Source organism: Streptomyces sp. NPDC043853, assembly GCF_056436025.1.
In genome coordinates, this window is record NZ_JBWKDJ010000002.1 from 743495 (window position 1) to 764519 (window position 21025).

The 21025-nt window shown below is 74.5% G+C and carries 19 protein-coding genes; 10 read left to right on the plus strand and 9 right to left on the minus strand.

Annotated elements, in window-relative coordinates:
- Position 1: 1 nt before the first annotated feature.
- The 9 genes from AC067U_RS08585 (at position 2) to AC067U_RS08625 (ending at position 13365) form a co-directional block, all read left to right on the plus strand.
- A complete protein-coding gene (locus tag AC067U_RS08585; protein WP_478828875.1) occupies positions 2-1267 on the plus strand; it encodes a 6-phospho-beta-glucosidase in 1266 nt (421 codons plus the stop codon).
- Positions 1258-2361 (plus strand): N-acetylglucosamine kinase, encoded by a 1104-nt coding sequence (locus tag AC067U_RS08590; RefSeq protein ID WP_478828876.1) that lies wholly within the window; start codon positions 1258-1260, stop codon positions 2359-2361. Before AC067U_RS08585 ends, AC067U_RS08590 begins: the two co-directional genes overlap by 10 nt.
- A 195-nt stretch (positions 2362-2556) precedes the next feature.
- Positions 2557-3951 (plus strand): hypothetical protein, encoded by a 1395-nt coding sequence (locus tag AC067U_RS08595; protein ID WP_478828877.1) that lies wholly within the window; start codon positions 2557-2559, stop codon positions 3949-3951.
- Positions 3952-4066: 115 nt separating this feature from the next.
- Positions 4067-5020 carry a glutamate ABC transporter substrate-binding protein gene (locus tag AC067U_RS08600; protein ID WP_478828953.1) on the plus strand — a complete coding sequence of 318 codons (954 nt, stop codon included), beginning with the start codon at positions 4067-4069 and terminating at the stop codon, positions 5018-5020.
- Positions 5021-5025: 5 nt separating this feature from the next.
- Positions 5026-6291, plus strand: coding sequence for a coiled-coil domain-containing protein (locus tag AC067U_RS08605; RefSeq protein ID WP_478828878.1), 1266 nt, complete (start codon positions 5026-5028; stop codon positions 6289-6291).
- Positions 6288-9239 carry a tetratricopeptide repeat protein gene (locus AC067U_RS08610; RefSeq protein WP_478828879.1) on the plus strand — a complete coding sequence of 984 codons (2952 nt, stop codon included), beginning with the start codon at positions 6288-6290 and terminating at the stop codon, positions 9237-9239. Before AC067U_RS08605 ends, AC067U_RS08610 begins: the two co-directional genes overlap by 4 nt.
- Positions 9240-9242: 3 nt before the next feature.
- The gene (locus AC067U_RS08615; RefSeq protein ID WP_478828880.1) at positions 9243-10991 is read left to right on the plus strand and encodes a PP2C family protein-serine/threonine phosphatase; all 1749 of its coding nucleotides are present in this window, start codon (positions 9243-9245) and stop codon (positions 10989-10991) included.
- Positions 10992-11009: 18 nt separating this feature from the next.
- On the plus strand, positions 11010-12332 hold the full coding sequence (locus AC067U_RS08620) for a vWA domain-containing protein (RefSeq protein WP_478828881.1): 1323 nt from the start codon (positions 11010-11012) through the stop codon (positions 12330-12332).
- A 31-nt stretch (positions 12333-12363) separates the two neighbouring features.
- Complete coding sequence (locus tag AC067U_RS08625) at positions 12364-13365, plus strand: FHA domain-containing protein (protein WP_478828882.1); 1002 nt, start codon at positions 12364-12366, stop codon at positions 13363-13365.
- A 50-nt stretch (positions 13366-13415) separates the two neighbouring features.
- Here AC067U_RS08625 and AC067U_RS08630 read toward each other — a convergent pair whose 3' ends face one another.
- Positions 13416-14402: a methyltransferase domain-containing protein gene (locus AC067U_RS08630; protein ID WP_478828883.1), complete on the minus strand. Its 987-nt coding sequence runs from the start codon at positions 14400-14402 to the stop codon at positions 13416-13418.
- 101 nt (positions 14403-14503) lie between these two features.
- Between AC067U_RS08630 and AC067U_RS08635 the strand changes: the two genes are divergently transcribed.
- Positions 14504-14908 carry a globin gene (locus AC067U_RS08635; RefSeq protein ID WP_478828884.1) on the plus strand — a complete coding sequence of 135 codons (405 nt, stop codon included), beginning with the start codon at positions 14504-14506 and terminating at the stop codon, positions 14906-14908.
- Here the strand turns inward: AC067U_RS08635 and AC067U_RS08640 are convergent.
- The 8 genes from AC067U_RS08640 to AC067U_RS08675 all read right to left on the minus strand — a co-directional run.
- The gene (locus AC067U_RS08640; RefSeq protein ID WP_478828885.1) at positions 14892-16136 is read right to left on the minus strand and encodes an MAB_1171c family putative transporter; all 1245 of its coding nucleotides are present in this window, start codon (positions 16134-16136) and stop codon (positions 14892-14894) included. The genes AC067U_RS08635 and AC067U_RS08640 overlap by 17 nt on opposite strands.
- Positions 16133-16714, minus strand: a complete 582-nt coding sequence (locus AC067U_RS08645) for a hypothetical protein (protein ID WP_478828886.1) — start codon at positions 16712-16714, stop codon at positions 16133-16135. Before AC067U_RS08645 ends, AC067U_RS08640 begins: the two co-directional genes overlap by 4 nt.
- 44 nt (positions 16715-16758) lie before the next feature.
- Positions 16759-17232 carry a hypothetical protein gene (locus AC067U_RS08650; protein WP_478828887.1) on the minus strand — a complete coding sequence of 158 codons (474 nt, stop codon included), beginning with the start codon at positions 17230-17232 and terminating at the stop codon, positions 16759-16761.
- Between the two features lie 357 nt (positions 17233-17589).
- Positions 17590-18291 carry a DUF8010 domain-containing protein gene (locus AC067U_RS08655; RefSeq protein WP_478828888.1) on the minus strand — a complete coding sequence of 234 codons (702 nt, stop codon included), beginning with the start codon at positions 18289-18291 and terminating at the stop codon, positions 17590-17592.
- Positions 18288-18734, minus strand: a complete 447-nt coding sequence (locus tag AC067U_RS08660; RefSeq protein WP_478828889.1) for an acyl-CoA thioesterase — start codon at positions 18732-18734, stop codon at positions 18288-18290. The genes AC067U_RS08655 and AC067U_RS08660 overlap by 4 nt, the downstream gene beginning before the upstream one ends.
- 2 nt (positions 18735-18736) lie before the next feature.
- The gene (gene ettA, locus AC067U_RS08665) at positions 18737-20401 is read right to left on the minus strand and encodes an energy-dependent translational throttle protein EttA (protein WP_478828890.1); all 1665 of its coding nucleotides are present in this window, start codon (positions 20399-20401) and stop codon (positions 18737-18739) included.
- A 288-nt stretch (positions 20402-20689) separates the two neighbouring features.
- The gene (locus tag AC067U_RS08670) at positions 20690-20821 is read right to left on the minus strand and encodes a hypothetical protein (RefSeq protein WP_478828891.1); all 132 of its coding nucleotides are present in this window, start codon (positions 20819-20821) and stop codon (positions 20690-20692) included.
- An 11-nt stretch (positions 20822-20832) separates the two neighbouring features.
- Positions 20833-21025 (minus strand): hypothetical protein (locus tag AC067U_RS08675; RefSeq protein WP_478828892.1); only part of this gene is annotated, 193 nt, incomplete at its 5' end.

Consider the following 21025-nt stretch of genomic DNA (forward strand, 5'->3'; position numbering starts at 1 on the left):
GATGAAACTCGCAGTGGTGGGCGGCGGTTCCACCTACACCCCCGAGCTGATCGACGGCTTCGCGCGGCTGCGCGGGACGCTGCCGGTCGGTGAGATCGTGCTCGTCGATCCGGACGCCGGGCGTCTGGAGCTCGTCGGCGGGCTGGCGCGGCGGATCCTCGCCCGGCAGGGCCATCCCGCGGTCATCGGCACCACCTCCGACCTCGACGCTGGGGTCGCGGACGCCGACGCCGTGCTGCTCCAGCTCCGGGTGGGCGGGCAGGCGGCCCGGCAGCGGGACGAGACCTGGCCGCTGGAGTGCGGCTGCGTGGGACAGGAGACCACCGGGGCGGGCGGGCTGGCCAAGGCGCTGCGCACGGTTCCGGTGGTGCTGGACATCGCCGAACGGGTGCGCCGGACCAACCCGGACGCGTGGATCATCGACTTCACCAATCCGGTCGGGATCGTCACCCGCGCGCTGCTGAAGGCCGGCCACAAGGCGATCGGGCTGTGCAACGTGGCCATCGGCCTGCAGCGGAAGTTCGCCGCCCTGCTCGGCCTGCCGCCCGGCGGGATCCACCTCGACCACGTCGGCCTCAACCACCTCACCTGGGAGTTCGGCGTCCGGCGGGGCGGTCCGGAGGGACCGGACCTGCTGCCGGAACTGCTGGCCGGGCACGCGGACGCGGTGGCCGCCGACCTGCGGCTGCCGCGCGCGGTGCTGGACCGGCTCGGCGTGGTCCCCTCGTACTACCTGCGGTACTTCTACGCGCACGACGAGGTGGTGCGCGAGCTCGGCGAAAGGCCCTCGCGGGCCGCCGAGGTCGCCGCGATGGAACGGGAACTGCTGGAGATGTACAGGGACCCGGCCCTGGACCGGAAGCCGGAGCTGCTCGCCAAGCGCGGCGGGGCGTTCTACTCGGAGGCCGCCGTGGACCTGGCGGCGGCCCTGCTGGGCGGCGGCGGGCCGCCCGTGCAGGTGGTGAACACCCTGAACAACGGCACCCTGCCGTTCCTGCCGGACGACGCGGTCGTCGAGGTGCAGGCCCGGGTCGGGCGGTCCGGTCCGGTCCCGCTGCCCGTGCCCCGGCTGGACCCGCTGTACGCCGGACTGGTGGCCGGGGTGAGCGCGTACGAGGACCTGGCGCTGGACGCGGCGCTGCGCGGGGGGCGCGAGCGGGTGTTCCGGGCACTGCTGGCGCATCCGCTGGTGGGTCAGTTCGACCTGGCCGAGCGGCTCACCGACCGGCTGCTCGCCCACAACAAGGAGCACCTGGCATGGATCTGACCCTCACGCATCCGACGCATCCGGACCGGCCCGAGGTGGACCCCGCCGTGGGCCTGCCCGCCGTGCTCGCCCTCGACGCGGGCAACACCAAGACCGACGCGGCCCTGGTCGCGGCGGACGGCACGGTGCTCGGCACCGGGCGCGCGGGCGGTTTCGACCCGCACCGGCGGGGGGTCGAGGCGGCCCTGGACGGGCTGGGCGAGGCCGTCGCGGAGGCGGTCGCGGCGGCGGGCCCCGCGGGCCGGCCGGACGGCTCGGGCGGGGGGCGGACCGGCGCCCTGCCGTACGCCGGGCACGTGTCGGCCTGTCTGGCCCACGCGGACCTGCCGGTGGAGGAGGCCGCCCTGGAGGAGGCGCTGGGGCGGCGCGGCTGGGGCGTCACCACCACCGTGCGGAACGACACGTTCGCGGTGCTGCGGGCCGGTCTCCTGCCGGGTGCCGAGCCGCGGGGAGTGGCGGTGGTCTGCGGGGCCGGCATCAACTGCGCGGGGATGCTGCCGGACGGGCGGACGGCGCGGTTCGCGGCGCTCGGCGCCGTGTCGGGCGACTGGGGCGGCGGGGCCGGACTGGCCGGCGAGGCGCTGTGGTTCGCCGCCCGGGCCGAGGACGGCCGGGGTGAGGCGACCGCGCTCGCCGGGGCGCTGCCCGCGCACTTCGGCCTCGGCTCGATGGCCGAGCTGATCGAGGGTCTGCACCTGGGCGCGGTGCCGGCCGCCCGGAAGCACGAGCTGGTGCCGGTGTTGTTCGCGGCGGCGGCGGCCGGCGACCGGGTGGCCCTTTCGGTGGTGCACCGGCAGGCGGACGAGATCGTGTCGATGGCATCGGTCGCGCTTGGTCGGCTGGGGCTGCTGGACGAGGAGGTGCCGGTGGTGCTGGGCGGCAGTGTGGTGGCCGCCCGGCACCGGCAGCTGAACGACCGGATCGCGGCCGGTCTCGCCGAGCGGGCCCCGCGGGCCCGGCTCTCGGTGGTGTCCGCCCCGCCGGTGCTGGGCGCGGCCCTGCTGGGTCTGGACGCGGCCGGGTCTCCGCAGACCGCCCATGCCAGGCTCCGTACGCACTTTCCGGATGCAGTGGACGGAAACCGTCCGAAGTAGGGGCAATCGAGCGGCCGGACCGGAACCGGCCCGCCCGTAGGGGCGTATTGACGGTGAAGGGGCACCGCGGCGGATCCTCCAAGATCCGGCAAGCAATGCTGTGGACGGCCGTCCGGGCGGCCATACTGCTGCGACGACAGACGAGAGCCGACGGACTGCGCACGACGGCAGTCCTGCGACCCAGGGGGAGGTCAGGTGGCCACCATCAGCAGCGCGCCCGCGCCGGGCGGCGGCCCCGCCGTGCCCCCGCCGCGGCGGGGTGCCGCATGGGCGGAGGACGCGGCGCGGCTGCGCGCCGCCGCGACGACCGAGCCCGGCAGGCTGCGCATCATCGGGGCCGTCCTGGCCCTGCTGGTGGTGGTGTTCGGTGCGGTGACCTCCTGGCAGATCGCCGACCGGTCGGCCGCCGCGGACGACGTGGTGCACCGCAGCCAGCCGCTGAGCGCGGACGCGGCGAGCATCTACCGGTCGCTGGCGGACGCCGACACCACCTCGGCGGGCGGGTTCCTGGCGGGCGGGCAGGAGCCGCGCGCCGTCCGCGAGCGGTACGAGAAGGACATCGCGAACGCCTCCCGGCTGCTGGTGCAGGCGGCGGCCACCACCGGCGGCAGCGACGAGTCCCGGCGCGAGATCGCACTGCTCGGCGAGCAGCTGCCGCGCTACACCGGGCTGATCGAGCAGGCCCGCGCCACCAACCGGCAGGGGCTGCCGCTGGGCGGCGCCTACCTGCGGTACGCCAACGAGCAGATGAGCACGCAGCTGCTGCCCGCGGCGCAACGGCTGTACGAGGCGGAGACCCGTCGGCTGTACGCGGACCACGACGCGGCCCGGTCCTGGCCGCTGGCCTCGCTGGCCGCCGGCGGGCTGGCGCTGGGCGCCCTGGCGTGGGCGCAGCGCCGCAGCTACCGGCGCACCAACCGGGTCCTCAACCAGGGACTGCTGGCCGCGACCGCGGCGTCCGCGGCGGTGCTCCTGTGGCTGTCGGTGGGGCACACCCTGGCCCGGTCCGGACTGGACGAGGCGCGCACGCACGGCCAGGCCTCGCTGAAGGTGCTGAACGACGCCCGGATCGCCTCGCTGCAGGCGCGGGCCAACGAGAACCTGACGCTGATCTCCCGCGGCGCGGTGCTCGCCGAGGACAAGAAGTCCGACAAGTACGACGTGGACCACGGGCGGAACATGCAGGACCTTGACGCGCGGCTGACGGAGGCCCTGCGGCTGGCCGACGACACGGAGGGCCGCGCCCCGGTGCAGCGGGCCGTGCAGGGCGTGGTGCTGTGGACGCAGCGGCACGCCGCCGCCCGCGACTCGGACGTGAAGGGCGACTACGAGCTGGCGCTGGTCCAGGTCATCGGCGGCAAGGACAAGAACGGCACCAGTTGGGACAGGACGAGCAGCGGGTCCTCGTTCGACATCGTGGACGCCTCGCTGGCCGAGGCGGTGGCGCACGAGCAGCGGGAGTTCACCGAGGCGGCCCGGGGCGGCCGGTCCGCGCTGGGCGGGCTGGTGACCGGCGCGGCGGCCCTGGCCGTGGTGGCCGCGGCGGCGGCCCTGCTCGGTATCGGGCGCAGGCTTTCGGAGTACAGGTGAGATGCGGATGCGCATGAGGCGGTACGGGAGCGAGGAGGCCGGGCGGCCCGGCCCGGGCCCGGCTGGGGCCGCGGGCCGCCGGAGCCGGCTGCGCGGCTGGGGCGGGGTGACCGCGATGGCGGGGGCCTGCGCGGTGACGGCGGTGGCGGTGCTGCTGCCGCTGGCCTGCGGGACCGCCGGGCCGTCGGCCGCGGCGGGGACGCCCGACCTGACCGGTCGGCCCGGCGGGACGGCGGCCGTGGCCCCGGCCCTGCCCGGCGCGGACACCTGCAAGGACCCGGAGGCCAGCCTGCGGCCCGACGGCCTGGACGGCGCGGCCATCGCGCGGATCAAGGCCGCCGGGAAGCTGGTCGCGGGCGTGGACCAGAACAGCTTCAACTGGGGCTACCGCGATCCCGCGACCGGCGTGCTCACCGGCTTCGACATCGACCTGGTCCGGGCGATCGCGCAGGACATCCTCGGTGACCCGGACGCGGTGATCTACCGGGCCATCCCGACCAGCGAACGCATCCCCGCGCTGAAGGAGGGCCGCGTCGACATCGTCGTACGGACCATGACCATCAACTGCAAGCGGCTGGAGGAGGTCGCCTTCTCCACCGCCTACTTCGAGGCCGGGCAGCAGGTGCTGGCGCCGAGGAAATCGGGCATCACCGGCTACGACGCCTCGCTGAAGGGCAAGCGGATCTGCACCGCCGCCGGGTCCACCGGGGAGGCGGCGCTGAAGAACGAGTCCTACGGCTCGGAGACGGTGACCGTGCCCAACCAGCTGGACTGCCTGGTGCGGCTCCAGCTCGGGCAGGTGGACGGCGTCGTCACGGACAACGCCCTGGCCGCCGGACAGGCCGCGCAGGACCCGTCGGTGGAGCTGGTCGGCACCCCGTTCACCCGGGAGTTCTACGGGGTGGCGATGAACAAGGCGTCCACCGACCTGGTGCGCCGGGTCAACAAGGTGCTGGAGAACTACCGTGCGGGGGGCAGCGGGAGCTCCTGGGCCGCGTCCTACGAGCGCCATCTGAGGGCCGACCTGCGCGGCACCGGCGTACCGCCGGCGCCCAAGTACCGCGACTGAGCCGCATGACCCGAACGGAGGCAGTGATGGACCGGGACGAGGTCGACCGTGCGCTGGCCCGGCTGGGCGCCGAGCACGAGGCCGTGGAGACCTCGCTGCTGGCGCTCCAGGACCACGCGGGGCGGCGGCTGCTGGAGGGCGCCGAGCTGACCGGGCTGACCGAGCGGCGCTGGGCGGCCGCGGACACGGCGATCACCCGGCTGTGGAAGTACTTCGACGCCTACAGCGGGGCCCTGGAGGCCGCCCGGGAGCTGCGGGAGCGGCGGCGCTGGCCCGGCCGCGAGGAGCTGGCCGAGCTCACCGAGCGGCTGCGCGGCCCCGGCGTGCTGATCGCGGGCGCCGCGGCGGACGGCGAGCGGCTCACCGAGCGGCTCTCCCTCGCCGAGCTGGTGTCCCGGATGAACGAGCTGTACGCGAGCTCGCTGGACGTGGTGGTCGCGGCCGACGCGGTGTGGTCGGCGCTGCCCGCCCGGATCGACCTGCTCGCCGCCGAGCTGCGCCGCACCCGCTCGCTGGCCCACTCGGTGGGCGTGCGGCCCGGTGAGCACCCCTCGGGCGACGACCTGGAGGAGATCACCGCGGAGCTGACGGCGCTGCGCGCCGAGGTCATCGCGGACCCGCTGGCCTTCTGGGTGTCCGCGCCGGGCAGTTCGGCGCCGGGCGGCGGCCGCCCCGACACCACGCGGTACGACCGGGCGGCCCGCGCCCTGGAGGACGTACGCCGGGAGGTGGAGGCCGTACTGGATGTGCGGCAGGACGCCGAGCAGCGGCTGATCAGCCTGCGGGACGTGCTCTCGCGGGCGGACCGGACGCTGGCGGAGGCGCGTACGGCGCGCGGCGAGGTGCTGGCGAAGATCGCGGCCTCGGAGGTGCCTGCGGTGAGCGGCCCGCCGACCGCGCTGCAGGAGCAGCTGGCGGCGGCGGCCGAGTACCGCCGGAACTCCCAGTGGCACCGGCTGTCCCCGCTGCTGGAGGCCCTGGAGGACCGGGCCGAGGACGAACTGACGCGCGCCCGGGAGTCCCTGACGGCGGTGACCGCGCCGCTCGCGGTGCGGGCGGAGCTGCGCGGGCGGCTGGACGCGTACCGGGCGAAGATGGCCCGGCACGGCATGGCGGAGGATCCGGTGCTGACGGAACGCTACGACGCGGCCCGGCGGATGCTGTGGAGCGCGCCCTGCGACCTGCGGGCCGCCGAACAGGCGGTGCTGCGCTACCAGCAGGCGGCGGCGGAGGCACTCGCACCCGCCCGCAGAGAGGACGGCGACGCATGAGCCGGCTGGCCGGGACCCCCTGCCGGCGCCCCGACTGCACCGGGGCGTACGAGGACATGGGCGGCGGGGAGCTGTACTGCGACACCTGCGGTATCGCGCCGGAAGCGGCGGCGACGGACCTGGTGTCGGCACCGACCGGGATGACGAGCGCGGCCCGCGCCTCGTCCTCGGTCCCGTCCTCGCGCTCCGGGCGCGCGTCGAACTCGTCCTCCTCGCGCGCCTCGTCCCGCTCCTCCCGTTCCTCGCGTTCCGCCTCCTCGCGACGGTCGGTCTCGGGCCGGCTGTCGCGCTCGCTGAGCGGAACGGCCTCGGCCCGGTCGGCCTCCGTGTCGGTGTCGGTGCGGAGTTCGGGCTCGCGGTCGGCCTCGTCCGGGCGGAACCGGCTGGGTGCCGGGCTGGTGACGGTGCCGGAGGTGCCGCGGCCGGATCCCTCGTCGGCGGTGCTGGCCAACCCGGAGGTGCCCGAGCGCAAGCGGTTCTGCTCGCGCTCGGACTGCGGGGCGCCGGTGGGACGGTCGCGCGGCGACCGTCCCGGCCGGACGGAGGGCTACTGCACCAAGTGCGGCCACCCGTACTCGTTCGTGCCCAAGCTGCGGGCGGGCGACGTGGTGCACGGCCAGTACGAGGTGGCCGGCTGCCTGGCGCACGGCGGTCTGGGCTGGGTCTACCTGGCGGTGGACCGGGCCGTGTCGGACCGCTGGGTGGTGCTGAAGGGCCTCCTCGACACCGGGGACCAGGACGCGATGGCGGCGGCCATATCGGAACGCCGGTTCCTCGCCGAGATCGAGCACTCCAACATCGTCCGCATCTACAACTTCGTGGAGCACCTGGACCAGCGGACGGGCTCGCTCGACGGCTACATCGTCATGGAGTACGTCGGCGGGAAGTCGCTGAAGGAGATCGCCAACGAGCGGCGGCGGGCGGACGGGCGGCGCGACCCGCTGCCGGTCGAGCAGGCCTGCGCGTACGGCATCGAGGCCCTGGAGGCGCTCGGCCACCTGCACAGCAGGAACCTGCTGTACTGCGACTTCAAGGTGGACAACGCCATCCAGCAGCACGACCAGCTGAAGCTGATCGACATGGGCGCGGTCCGGCGCATGGACGACACCGAGTCGGCGATATACGGCACGGTCGGCTACCAGGCGCCGGAGGTGGCCGAGGTCGGCCCGTCGGTGGCCTCCGACCTGTACACGGTGGCGCGCACGCTGGCCGTGCTGACCTTCGACTTCCAGGGCTACACGAACGTGTTCGTGGACTCGCTGCCGGACCCGGAGCACATCGAGGTGTTCCGCCGGTACGAGTCCTTCTACCGGCTGCTGGTCCGGGCGACGGACCCCGACCCGGACCGCCGCTTCGCCTCGGCGCAGGAGATGGCGGACCAGCTGACGGGCGTGCTGCGCGAGGTCGTCGCCCTCCAGTCCGGCCGCCCCCGCCCGCACCTGTCCTCCCTCTTCGGCCCGGAACTCCGCGTCCCGGACACCCGCCTCTTCACCGACGACCCGTCGTTCGAGGTCTCCCGTCTGGGGCTCCGGCATCCGGCCGCGGTCGGCGGCCTGCCGCCCTTCCGCCGCCCCCGCCGCGCCACGACACCCGCCCCGGCCGCAGTCCTGCCGCCCATACCCACCCCCGGCGTGGGCAGCCCCGGACCCACCCCCAGTGTGGGCAGCGCCGGACCCACCCCCGGTGTGGGCAGGCGTCCCGCAGGGCGATGGGGGTCCCCCCTGCTCGAGCGAAGCCGAGAGCTTGGGGGAGGGTGGGCACACCGGGACACTCCCGCTCCGCATCCGTACCCCGCCCAGGCCGGACCCGCTGGTCCGGGTACCCCGCTCGGCTCCGGCGCCGCGCCGGTGCTCGGCCTCGGCTCGGCCGCCACGCACGTGTCGGGTGCTCCCGCCGCAACCCCGGCTCCGGGCATGGTGCCCGGCCCCGGGCAGGGCGAAGCGCCGTCCGTACGGCCGGGTATCCAGGGCGAGTTCGCCCTGGCCGCACACGCCGGCCAGGCCGGATCCCCCGGCCCCGCCTCACTCGCCCCGCCCGCCCCCCATGGCACGGCCCTCGCCCTGCCCGTCCCCCTCGTGGACACCACCGACCCCAACGCCGGCTTCCTCGCCGGCCTGCTCGCCTCCGCCCCCGCCGACCTGCTCGGTGCCCTCGCGGCCGCCCCCGCCGACTCCGCCGAGCTCCGCCTCCGCGAGCTCCGCGCCCGCCTGGAGCTCGGCGAACCGCACGCGGCCGGCCGGGCTCTGGACGAGCTGGAGGTCCGCAACCCCGACGACTGGCGGGTGGTCTGGGCCCGCGGGATCGTCTCCCTGGCCGTCGGCGACGACGAGGCCGCAGCGCTGTCCTTCGACGCGGTCTACGACGCCTTCCCCGGCGAGCCCGCGCCCAAGCTCGCGCTCGGCCTGTGCGCGGAGATCCTCGGCCAGTTGGACAACGCCGCCGAGTACTACCGCCTGGTCTGGATCACCGACCCCGGTTTCGTCAGTGCCGCCTTCGGGCTCGCCCGGGTCCAGCTGGCCACCGGCGACCGGCCCGGAGCGGTGGCCACGCTGGAATCCGTACCGGAGTCGTCCATCCACTACACCGCCGCCCGGGTAGCCGCCGTACGGGCACGTCTGCGCGAACGGTCCCCGCAGGAGCCGCTGCTGGCCGACCTCACGGCGGCAGCGGGGCAGGTGGAGGCGCTGCGCCGGTTCGGACTCGGCCCGGAACTGCACGAGCAGCTCGCGGCCGAAGTTCTGGGCTCGGCCCTGGACTGGGTACTGTCGGGTAGCCGGGGTGCCGACCCCGGCCGGACCTCGCTGCTCGGCAGTCAACTCGACGAGCGGGGGCTGCGCTTCGGCCTGGAACGCTCGTACCGCGTGCTGGCCAGGCTGGCCCAGCGGGGTGAGGAGCGGATCGAACTGGTGGAACGGGCAAACCGTTTCCGTCCCCGGACGTGGGTGTGAGTGATGGAGCGGATGCATCAGCCGTCGGGTTGCCCCAGCTGCACGGAGCCGTTGGAGGAGGGTGACCGTTTCTGCGGTGTCTGCGGATACGACCTGTCCGCCCCGCCGCCGGCACCGGGCGAACGTCCGACGCTCGCCGTGGCCCCACCGCCGCCCGCCGACGCGGCACCCGGCTGGGGCAGCGTGACGAGCGCCGCGCCGACCCTCGTGGACGACCCGGCCGACTGGGCGCCCGCGCCCTCGGGCGGGCCGCACTCCGAGTACGGGTCCGCGCGGCACGAAGAGGTGCCGCGGCAGGCCCCGTACGGCGCCACCGCGCACGGCACCGGGTCCGCCGGACCGGCCGGCCGGCCGGCCGCGGAGGTCACCCACGACACCCACGCCGGTCCCGAGGACGGCCCGTCGCACCAGGGCCTCTACGGCGGCCCGGCCGTGCCCGGCGACGAGCAGCGGCCCACCCGCTACGACGGACCGTCGCAGGGCCCGTACGGCGCCGCCGCCGGGCACCCCGGCGGCCCGGACGAGCCCTACGGCGCTCCGGACGTGCCCCGGTCGGCAGCGGCGCCCGGCCCCTACGCCGAGCCGGCTGCGAACGACCCGCGCCCGTACGGCGGTTCCCCCACCGCCCAGGACCCCTACGGCCCCGCGGCCGCGGCCCCGCGGCCCGGGCAGCACACCGAGCCGGCCGACATCCCCGCCCCGGCCTCCGGCCACCCCGGCGGCTTCGGCCCGGCCGGCGACGGCAACCCGTACGGCGAGCCGGCCGGCCCGGGCGGAACCCACGGCAACACCGGTACGAGCGGCACGGGCGGCACGGGCAGCACCGGCGGGAGCCCCGGCAGGACATGCGTCGCCTGCCGGGCCGGGCACGTCGACACCGACGGCTACTGCGAGAACTGCGGCCACGCCCAGCCCCGCGAGCGGGACCACCTGGAGGAGGCGCTCGGCAGCGTCGCCGCCGTCAGCGACCGCGGCCTGCGCCACCACCGCAACGAGGACTCCTTCGCGGTGTCCGCGACCGCGCTGCCCGACGGCTCGGCCGCCACCGTCGCCATCGTCTGCGACGGGGTCTCCTCCGCCAGCCGGCCCGACGACGCCTCGGCCGCCGCGGCCGCCGCCGCCAACGAGACGCTGCTGGACGCCCTGCCGCGCGGCACGCACCCGCAGGAGGCCATGCACTCCGCGATCCTCGCGGCGGCCCAGGCGGTCGCCTCCCTCGCCCCGGAGGTTCCGGGCGCGCAGAACGCGCCGGCCTGCACGCTGGTCGGCGCCGTGGTCAGCGGTGGGCTGCTGACCGTCGGCTGGGTCGGCGACAGCCGCGCCTACTGGGTGCCGGACGACCGGGCCGCGCTCCCGCACCGGCTCACCGAGGACGACTCCTGGGCCGCCCAGATGGTCGCGGCCGGACTGATGGGCGAGGCCGAGGCGTACGCCGACGTCCGCGCCCATGCCATCACCGGCTGGCTGGGCGCCGACGCGTACGAACTGGAGCCGCACACCAAGACCTTCCGGCCGGACCACCCCGGCGTGGTCGTCGTGTGCACCGACGGGCTGTGGAACTACGCCGAGTCCGCCGGGGAGATGGCCTCCGTGGTGCCCCCCGACGCCGCGGCGCGCCCGCTGCACAGTGCCCAGGTGCTCGTCGGACACGCCCTGGACGGCGGCGGGCACGACAACGTGACCGTGGCCGTGGTGCCGTTCGCGCTGCCCCGCTCCCCGGAGTCCGCTCCGGCCGCCGCCCCGCAGGCCTGATCCGCAAGGAGACCGTCCGTGGCGAACTTCGCCAAGCCGCGCGCGCCCCGCTTCACCGCCGAGGTCTACCAGAACGAGTTCCTCCCGGCGGGCGGGCGGGACGTGAACGCGATCGTCACCGTCACCTCCACCGGCGGCGCGACCGCCACGCACACAGCGCTGCCCGGCTCCGCCGCCGTCGTGATCATGGTGGACTGCTCCGGTTCCATGGACTACCCGCCGACCAAGATGGAGGGGGCCCGGCAGGCCACCGCGGCGGCCATCGACACCCTGCGCGACGGCACCTCGTTCGCGGTGGTCGCCGGCACCCACGTGGCCAAGGAGGTCTACCCCGGGCAGGGCCGCCTCGCGGTCGCCGACCCGGCCACCCGGGCGCGGGCCAAGGAGGCCCTGGGACAGCTGCGTCCGGGCGGCGGCACCGCCATCGGCACCTGGCTGCGGCTGGCCGACGGGCTGCTGCGGAACAGCTCCGCCGCCGTCCGGCACGGCATCCTGCTCACCGACGGCCGCAACGAGCACGAGGAGCCGGAGCGGCTGCGCGCCACCCTGGACGCCTGCGCCGGCCGGTTCACCTGCGACGCGCGCGGGGTCGGCACCGACTGGGAGGTGGAGGAGGTGACGGGGATCGCGAACGCGCTGCTCGGCACCGCCGACATCGTCGCCGATCCGGCCCGTCTCGCCGAGGACTTCACGCGCATGATGGAAGGCGTGATGGGGAAGGAGGTCGCGGACGTCAGTCTGCGGCTGTGGACCCCGGTCGGCGCGGAGATCCAGTACGTCAAGCAGGTCGCGCCCAGCGTCCTGGACCTGACCGGCCGGCGGACCGGGGCCGGACCGCGGGCGGGGGACTACCCGACCGGTTCCTGGGGGGACGAATGCCGCGAGTACCACGTGTGCGTGCACGTCCCGGCCGCCGCCGTCGGGCAGGAGATGCTGGCGGCCCGGGTGTCGCTGGTGCTGCCCGACCCGGCGGGCGGGGTGCCTTCGGTGCTGGCACAGGGCCTGGTCCGGGCGGTGTGGACGAACGACCTGGCGGCGTCGACCGCGATCGATCCCCAGGTGGCCCACTACACCGGCCAGGCAGAGCTGGCCCTTGTCATCCAACAGGGGCTGCAGGCACGCAAACAGGGTGATATCGGGGGCGCCACGGCCAAGCTGGGTCGTGCCGTGCAGCTGGCGGTTACGTCCGGGAACGAGGACACTGCGAAACTGCTGGCGAAGGTGGTCGACGTAGTCGACGCGGCGGCGGGTACTGTGCGACTCAAGGCAACAGTTGCGGACGCGGACGAAATGACCCTCGAAACCCGTTCGATCCGGACGGTCCGTGTGAAGAGGAGCTGAAGGGCTCCACAGCAGAAGGGGGAAGGGCTCCATGCCGACCTGCCCGAACGGGCACCAATCGGTCTCCGAGGACTGGTGCGAGGTCTGCGGCCACCGCATGGCCGCCCCCACGGGCGCACCGGCGGCGCCCTCCTACGGTTACGGTTTCCCCCCGGCCGGCGGTGACGCGACCGCGCAGGCCGAGCTGTGCCCACAGTGCCGGACCCCTCGCGAGGCCATGGCCCCGTACTGCGAGGAGTGCCGCTACAACTTCCTGACCGGGGCTGCGAGCCCGTTCCCGGCCGGCCCGCCGCCGGTCTCTCCGGTCGCCGCGCCGCCCGGCCCGCCCGGGCAGCCGTCGTACGCGCAGGACCCGTACGACTACCAGGGCTCGCGCCCCTCGCAGATGAACCGGCCGGCCGAGGCGCTGGCCGGCGGTGGTGACGACTGGATGCTGCCGCCGCCCGGACAGCAGCAGGTCCACCAGCAGCCGGTCCACCAGCCTCAGCACCAGGTCGGGCAGCCGCAGCACCCGGCACCGCACCAGGTCCATCCGCAGCAGCACCAGCACGCACAGCACCAGCAGGCACAGCACCAGGGGCATCAGCAGCCGCACCACCAGCAGCCGTTCCCGGCGCAGGCGGGACCGGCCCGCTGGACGGCCACCATCGGCCCGGACCGCACGTACTTCATGGCGATGATGCAGCGCAGCGGCCCGGAGGCGGCCTCGCTCAACCTGCCCGCCTACTCCCCCGAGCAGCACCTGTCGCTGTCCGGCGAGCAGATCACCATCGGCCGCCGCCGCGCCTCCACCGGCGAGTCCCCGGACATCGACCTGTCGGTCCCGCCGGAGGACCCGGGCGTCTCGCACCAGCACGCCGTCCTGGTCCAGCAGCCCGACGGCAGCTGGGCCGTGGTCGACCAGAACTCGACCAACGGCACCACCATCAACGGCGGCGAGGAGCCGATCCAGCCGTACGTGCCGGTGCCGCTGGGCGACGGGGACCAGGTGCACGTCGGCGCCTGGACCACCATCACCGTCCGCCGCGGCTGACGGCCGACGGCCGTAGCCGACCGGGCCGGTGGGGCCGGTGGGGCCGGTCGTCAGGGCCCGGACTCCCCCAGGGGCCACACGTAGGGCCCCTGGGGATCGTCCAGCCAGGACCACTGGCCGTCCCGGCTGACCGTCACCCCGAACCGCTCCCGCGCCGGACGGCCTTCGCTCCGCCACAGGTCCAGCGCCTCGCGCGGGTGCAGCGCGCCCGCCGTGAGCAGCAGCATGAACTGGAACCGGTCGTTCTCCAGCAGTTCGTACGGGATCCCGCCCGCGGGCCCGCCCGGTGCCGCGCCGGAGCCGCGCAGCGGCACGAAGTACGCCGGGGTGTGCAGGAAGCCGCCCTCGGCGACGTCGGCGTCCTGCACCCGCAGCGCGATCAGGCCGGTCGAGAGCGGGGCCAGGATCCGCGCCCCGGGACGGCACTGGCCCAGCCAGGCGTGCGGGATCTGCGGCAGCGAGCAGGTGACGATGATCCGGTCGAAGGGCGCCCGGGCCGGCGCGCCGCGCGCCCCGTCACCCGTGATCACGGCGGGGTGGTAGCCGATCTCGGCGAGGTGGGCCCGCGCCGACTCGGTGATGTCCGGGTCGAGATCGATGGTGGTGACCAGCCCGTCGCCGAGCCGGTGGCAGAGCAGGGCCGCGTTGTAGCCGCTCCCGGCGCCGATCTCCAGCACGTTGTGGCCGTCCCGCACGTCGAGCGCGGCCAGCATCTTCGCCATCAGCGAGGGCTGGCTGCTGGAGGAGACCAGCTCGCCGTCGCGCAGCCGGGTGGCCAGCGGCTCGTCGGCGTACACCCCGCGCAGCCAGCGGGCCCGCCGGGCCGGGTCGGGGTCCTCGCCCCACAGCCGCTCGTGCCCGGCGCCGCGCCCGGTGAAGAACCAGGGGACGAAGACGTGGCGCGGCACGGCGGCGAAGGCGGACCGCCAGACCGGGTCGCGCAGTACCCCGGCCGCCACCAGCTCCCGCACCTGTGCGGCGTGCGCGGCCTCCGGGTCCACTCCGTGCTCGTGCTCCTGCGCCGTGTGTGCGCCCATGGCTCCACTCTCCTGCGGCGGCAGGGCGACCGCGAACGGGACGGCGGCGGAAGGGGCCTGGGTCCGCGGTCCCCCGTCCGGGTGTCTGAGACGATGGTCGGGTGAATGAGATTCCGCGGGGCACGCTTCAGGAGCAGACGTTCTACGAGCAGGTGGGCGGCGAGGAGACCTTCCGCCGCCTGGTCCGACGCTTCTACGAGGGGGTCGCGGAAGACCCGCTGCTGCGCCCGATGTACCCGGAGGAGGACCTCGGTCCGGCCGAGGAGCGGTTCGCGCTGTTCCTGATGCAGTACTGGGGCGGGCCGACCACCTACAGCGACCACCGCGGGCACCCTCGGCTGCGGATGCGGCACGCGCCCTTCCAGGTGGACTCCGCCGCGCACGACGCGTGGCTGGGCCACATGCGGGTGGCGGTGGACGAGCTGGGCCTGGCCCCGGAGCACGAGGCGCAGCTGTGGAAGTACCTGACCTACGCGGCCGCCTCGATGATCAACACGGCCGGCTGAGCCGATCGGTCTGTTCGGGCCGTTCGGGCCGTTCGGTCTGTTCGGTCCGCGCGACCGCGCGTACCAGGGGGTGCCCGTAGTATTCCGCGAGGAGTTCCAGGGCCTCGGCCGGACTCTCGGCGGGACTCCCGGCCGGACTCCCGTCCGGCGCCCCCTGCGGCACGGGGGCGGGCTCCCGCAGCGGTTCCCGGCCCGCCGCGAGGGCCGCCACGGCCCGCCGTACGGCCACCGCCTCGACGGCCGCCTCCAGCCGACGTCCCGTCAGCCCGGAGGCGGCGAGCCGCTCGCGCGCCCCGTCGGAGTCGTTGTCCGCCCGGTAGGGGCCGAGCGCGAGCAGCCCGTCGCTGATCTCGATGACGTACCGGTAGAGGAGCACGTCCGGAGTGGCGCGCAGCTGCGGCGGCAGCGGCAGCACCACTTCGGGGACGACCCCGCACACGGCCCGCCACAGCGGTTCCAGCCTGCGCAGCCGCCGCCGGGAGGCGCGGGCGGCGCGCCACTCGGCGAGGGCGGGCCAGGAGATCCCGGCCAGGTAGAGCAGCAGGCACGCGGCGAGCAGCGCTTGGGTGGTGGCCACGACCACGCCCTCGCGGAACAGCCACCAGCCGGTGTCCCCGGCGGCGAGGTAGGCGCACCGGTGGGCGGCGTAGGCGACGGCCGCCGCGGTGCCCGAGCCCAGCAGGTTCAGGGAGGTGCGCAGCGGGCCGGGCGGGGCGTGCCGGCGGTGGCGCAGGCACATCAAGCCGACCGAGGTCACGCCCCACATGACGTACGCCAGGTAGACCGCCCAGTAGGCCTGGTGGGCCGGTGAGCTGCCGTTGGTGAGCAGGTGCTGCTCGCCGTCGGGGCGGGTGCCCACGAGGAAGGCAGCCGCCAGGGCCGTGCCGGCGAGCGGCAGCGGCAGCCGGTGCAGCCAGCGGCGGCGCGGCTCCGGAGCACCGGAGAGGTGCCGGACGAAGCCGGTCAGGCAGGTGATCGCGGCCATGCCGAGCAGGTGGGCGAGGACGTTGGTGACGCTCTGGACGCCGGTGGTGGCGTCGATGACGCGGCGGACGGCGGGGACCCCGACCGTCACGGACAGCGTGATCAGCCCGACCACGCCGGCGAGCAGCCGGGCCGGGGCCGCGTCGGTGGTGTCGCGGGCCGAGCGGGCCTTGCGGACGGTGTGCACGGTCAGGGCCCAGAGCGGGGGCAGCAGGACGGCCTCGAAGAGGCGGATGGAGGTCATCGGGATCCGCCTCCGAAGAACCGGGCGAGGCGGTCCATGGCGTGCAGGACGTGGGCGGCGTCGGCGTCGGCCGGGGCCCCGCTGGGCCGGGCGGTGGTGCGCTGGTGGATGAGGGTGGCCATGAGTTCGGCCTGGCGCTCCTGGATCTCGGTGTAGTCGGTACGTCCCCGGGCGAGCAGCCGGCTCACCATGGCCGGGTCGAGGCCGGGGAAGAGCGCGGTGATCCCGGCCCCCCAGCTCCCGCCGGCGGCGCCGTCGGCCTGGTCCCCCTCGCCGTGACCGTGGTCGAGCAGCAGGTGGGCGATCTCGTGGAGGATGATGTGCTGCTGGTGCAGCGGGCTGGTCGAGGTCTCGTAGAAGATGTGGTCGGCGTCGCCGAGGGCGATCCACAGCCCGCACAGACCGGCGGTGGCCCCGGCCCGTTCGGGGAGCGCCGACAGCACCAGGGGCCTGCCGCGCTGCTCCTCGATGGCGGTGCGGAGCGCGTCGACGGTCACCGGCGCCCCGGCCGTCAGCGGCAGGGCGTCCAGGATCCCGGCGCACCGGGTGCTGAACTCGGACCAGGAGTCGCTGCGCATCCGCTCGCTCCCCTGCTCCCCGCGCCCCGCAGTACGGGCGAATTCTAGCCGCGCGGTGCTCCGGGAGCGGCGGGGCCCCGTGGGTGCCGGGCGGCCTGTTCCACGAGGTCGCGTACGACGTCCAGGCCCTGGGCGGAGAGGGAGGCGACGGCGGCGGCGCGCAGGGCCACGGCGCGTACGTCGTTGGCGCGCATGGCCGTGATCAGCGCGAGCTGGGCCATGGTCTGCCCGGCTACGGCGTCGTCGACGAAATAGCCGACGGGGACGCCGAAGAAGGAGGCCAGCGAGCGCAGGGTCCCCAGGGTCGGGTTGGGGGCCTTGCCGTTCATCAGCATGGACAGCCGGCCCACGGAAAGGGAGCCGCCGCCCCCGGGCTCCTCGGCGGCCTTGATCCCGTCGACCACTTCCTGGAGGGTGTGCCGGCGCCCGAGCGGCTGGACGTGCGCGAAGAGGTATTCCAGCCGGTCGGCCAGCGTCTGCCCCTCGGTCCCGTGCTCCTGTCCCTCGGTCCCGCTCACCGCTCGCTCACCCCTGGGCTCCTGTCGGTCCGCCGTGTCACAGGTGATTGTCCTGCACATGGGCGTGCGCGGTGGCCACCGCTACCGGGCAGGGCAGACCCCCGTCCGGCCCTCCCCGGCACTCGGCGGCCACCGGCGAACTTCACCTGAAGTGAAACACAGGAAGCCGATCACTGACACCTTCAGCGGCCATTGCGAGATCGAGATCACCACGGCGAAACTTTTAGTGAAAGCGCCGGAGGGCGGGCGGGTGCCGTAGGGACCCGTTGGACGCCGGGGCCGCTGGCGGCGCCAGGGCGGCCGGCGGCGCCGGAGGGACGGCCAGGGCCTGTCCGGCGGATCAGGGTCGGAGTGGCCCTAGACGGGGCGGACCTGGAGGGCGCCCAGGCCGCCGCCGGGGCGGCGGGTGGCGATGGAGCCGTACGGGGTGCGCAGGCGCAGCCAGCTTCCGGAGCCGAGCAGGGCCACCGGCTCGGGGGCGCCGGCCGGGCGGGCCGGGGCCGAAGCGGCCGTGCGGACCGGCCGCAGGAAGCCGAGGGACTGCGCGGCGTGCACGGCGCGCAGCGGGAGCTCGGTGTCGCCGAGCGTCCGGGACCAGATCTCGCGGCCGATGCGGTCGCGTTCCGCCCGGGTCCGGCGGTCGGCGGGCAGGGCCTCGTCCCGGGTCCGGAACTCGGTGACGGCGGCGGCCACGGCCGCGCGCATCTCCTCGGGTCCGGGCAGGCCGGGCACCTGACGCCAGCCGCCGCGCGGCGGCAGCACCCCGGCCCAGGGCGGGCCGGTGACGGCCGCGGGCACCACGGCGGCGCCGGCGGCCTCGTCGATGGATTCCAGCAGCTCGCCCGCGGAGACCGTGAGGTCCAGGGTCGCCGGCTCGGCCAGCCGCACCGCGCGGATGGCGAGCACGTCGAAGGACGGCGGGCGGCCGAACACCGCGAGCGCGCCGCCGCCCGCCTGGAGGCGGACCGCGGCGGCACGGTCGTAGTGCACCAGCCGGCCCAGGAAGGCGGCGAGGTCCGCCGCCTCCCCGGAGTCGGCCAGGAGCAGGTGCCGGTTCATGCGGCGGCGCCGCCCACCTGCCGGGCGGAGTCGTCGACGTACTCCTGGAGGAAGTGGCGCTCCTCCTCGGTGATCCGGCGCGGACGCTGGGTCTCGAGGTCGAAGGGCACCACGACGGTGGACGCGCTGACGTACACCAGGTCCGAGTCCTCGGCGTCCTTGACGTCGTAGGCGATGGTCAGCGACGCCGCGCCTATCTTCGTCACCCAGGACTCGATGACGACCGGCTCGTGCCGGTGCAGGAGCGGCCGCTTGTAGTCGATCTCGTGGCGGGCCACGACGGATCCGCCCTGGAAGGACTTGGAGCCGTTGCCCGGCGCCAGCCGGAACATGAAGTCGATCCGGGCCTCCTCCAGGTAGCGGAGGAAGACCACGTTGTTGACGTGCCCGAAGGCATCCATGTCCGACCAGCGCAGCGGGCACCGGTAGATGTGACGGGCCACGATCAGCCTCGGGTCAGCTTCTTGTAGGTCGCCCGGTGCGGACGGGTGGCGTCCGGGCCGAGGCGCTCGATCTTGTTCTTCTCGTAGGACTCGAAGTTGCCCTCGAACCAGAACCACTTGGAGTCGCCCTCGTACGCGAGGATGTGCGTGGCGACCCGGTCCAGGAACCAGCGGTCGTGGGAGACGACCACGGCGCAGCCCGGGAAGTCGAGCAGCGCGTTCTCCAGGGAGGACAGGGTCTCGACGTCGAGGTCGTTGGTGGGCTCGTCGAGGAGGAGCAGGTTGCCGCCCTGCTTGAGGGTGAGCGCCAGGTTCAGGCGGTTGCGCTCACCGCCGGAGAGCACTCCGGCCGGCTTCTGCTGGTCCGGGCCCTTGAAGCCGAACGCGGAGACGTAGGCGCGGGACGGCATCTCGACCTGGCCGACGTTGATGTAGTCCAGCTCGTCCGAGACGACCGCCCAGAGGGTCTTCTTCGGGTCGATGTTGGCACGGCCCTGGTCGACGTACGAGATCTTGACGGTCTCGCCGACCTTGATGTCACCGGCGTCCGGGGACTCCAGGCCCTGGATCATCTTGAACAGCGTGGTCTTGCCCGCGCCGTTCGGACCGATGATGCCGACGATGCCGTTGCGCGGCAGCGTGAAGGACAGGTCGTCGATGAGGACCTTCTCGCCGAAGGCCTTGGAGAGGTTGTTGACCTCGACGACGATCGAGCCCAGGCGCGGGCCCGGCGGGATCTGGATCTCCTCGAAGTCCAGCTTCCGCATCTTCTCGGCCTCGGCGGCCATCTCCTCGTAGCGGGCGAGGCGGGCCTTGGACTTGGCCTGGCGGCCCTTGGCGTTGGAGCGGACCCACTCCAGCTCTTCCTTGAGGCGCTTGGCGCGCTTCTCGTCCTTCTTGCCCTCGACCTTGAGGCGCTCGGCCTTCTTCTCCAGGTACGTGGAGTAGTTGCCCTCGTAGGGGTGGGCGCGGCCGCGGTCGAGCTCGAGGATCCACTCGGCGACGTTGTCGAGGAAGTACCGGTCGTGGGTGACCGCCACGACACAGCCCTTGTACTGGGCCAGGTGCTGCTCCAGCCAGTTCACCGACTCGGCGTCGAGGTGGTTGGTGGGCTCGTCGAGGAGCAGCAGGTCGGGGGCCTCCAGCAGCAGCTTGCAGAGGGCCACGCGGCGCTTCTCACCACCGGAGAGGGTGGTGACCGGCCACTCGCCGGGCGGGCAGCCCAGCGCGTCCATGGCCTGCTCCAGCTGGGCGTCGAGGTCCCAGGCGTTGGCGTGGTCCAGGTCCTCCTGGAGCTTGCCCATCTCCTCCATCAGCTCGTCGGTGTAGTTCGTCGCCATTTCCTCGGCGATCGCGTTGAACCGGTCGAGCTTGCCCTTGATCTCCGCGACGCCGTTCTGGACGTTCTCCAGGACGGTCTTGGACTCGTCGAGCTTGGGCTCCTGCATGAGGATGCCGACGGAGTAGCCGGGCGACAGGAAGGCGTCACCGTTGGACGGCTGCTCGATGCCCGCCATGATCTTCAGGACGGTGGACTTGCCGGCACCGTTCGGGCCGACCACGCCGATCTTCGCCCCCGGCAGGAAGTTCAGGAAGACGTCGTCGAGGATCACCTTGTCGCCGTGCGCCTTGCGCGCCTTGCGCATGGTGTAGATGAACTCAGCCAAGAGAAACCGTCCGGCAGATCGAGGGATGGGCAGATACACCCCATCTTGCCAGCCGTCCACCCCGGGGCGGTAACCCGTATGGTCAGCGCCCTGATCTGCGGCGGAGCCGGGGACCGCGGTGGCGATCAGGTGACCGTACGTCGTCCTGGGCGGGCTGCGGAGCGCGGCGGGGCCGGGAAAGGCGCGGGGAAGGGCGTGGGGAGGGGGGTGGGACCACCCGGGTGCGGAGGGGCCGGGAGGCGGGCGGGCGCCGGGTGGGCCGGGATCGCCCCGGCGGCTCCCGTTCGGTCAGCGGGGCCACAGGGTGAGCAGTGCGAACAGGAGCAGACCGAGCAGCGCCCAGCCCAGCACTCCGATCCTGCGCCGGTTCGGGTTGCGCCCCTGGCGCCATGCCGCGTCCACGTGCGGATCTTCTCCCATGGCCGGGCAGCTTACGGGCGGTCCGGCTCCGGGGCAGGATGGACCGGGACCGGGAGGACCGGGACCGGGAGGACCGAGACCGGGAGGACCGAGACGGGGAAGACCGGGACGGGGAAGACCGGGACGGGGAAGACCGGGACGGGGAAGACCGGGACGGGGAAGACCGGGACGGGGAAGACCGGGACGGGGAAGACCGGGACGGGG

Excerpts from the sequence above, each read along its gene's own strand:
- AC067U_RS08625 (WP_478828882.1), top strand. The coding sequence starts at position 12,364 with ATGCCGACCTGCCCGAACGGGCACCAATCGGTCTCCGAGGACTGGTGC.
- AC067U_RS08605 (WP_478828878.1), top strand. The coding sequence starts at position 5,026 with ATGACCCGAACGGAGGCAGTGATGGACCGGGACGAGGTCGACCGTGCG.
- AC067U_RS08630 (WP_478828883.1), bottom strand. The coding sequence starts at position 14,402 with ATGGGCGCACACACGGCGCAGGAGCACGAGCACGGAGTGGACCCGGAG.
- AC067U_RS08590 (WP_478828876.1), top strand. The coding sequence starts at position 1,258 with ATGGATCTGACCCTCACGCATCCGACGCATCCGGACCGGCCCGAGGTG.
- AC067U_RS08600 (WP_478828953.1), top strand. The coding sequence starts at position 4,067 with ATGGCGGGGGCCTGCGCGGTGACGGCGGTGGCGGTGCTGCTGCCGCTG.
- AC067U_RS08670 (WP_478828891.1), bottom strand. The coding sequence starts at position 20,821 with ATGGGAGAAGATCCGCACGTGGACGCGGCATGGCGCCAGGGGCGCAAC.
- AC067U_RS08615 (WP_478828880.1), top strand. The coding sequence starts at position 9,243 with ATGGAGCGGATGCATCAGCCGTCGGGTTGCCCCAGCTGCACGGAGCCG.
- AC067U_RS08585 (WP_478828875.1), top strand. The coding sequence starts at position 2 with ATGAAACTCGCAGTGGTGGGCGGCGGTTCCACCTACACCCCCGAGCTG.
- AC067U_RS08640 (WP_478828885.1), bottom strand. The coding sequence starts at position 16,136 with ATGACCTCCATCCGCCTCTTCGAGGCCGTCCTGCTGCCCCCGCTCTGG.
- AC067U_RS08610 (WP_478828879.1), top strand. The coding sequence starts at position 6,288 with ATGAGCCGGCTGGCCGGGACCCCCTGCCGGCGCCCCGACTGCACCGGG.
- AC067U_RS08655 (WP_478828888.1), bottom strand. The coding sequence starts at position 18,291 with ATGAACCGGCACCTGCTCCTGGCCGACTCCGGGGAGGCGGCGGACCTC.
- AC067U_RS08645 (WP_478828886.1), bottom strand. The coding sequence starts at position 16,714 with ATGCGCAGCGACTCCTGGTCCGAGTTCAGCACCCGGTGCGCCGGGATC.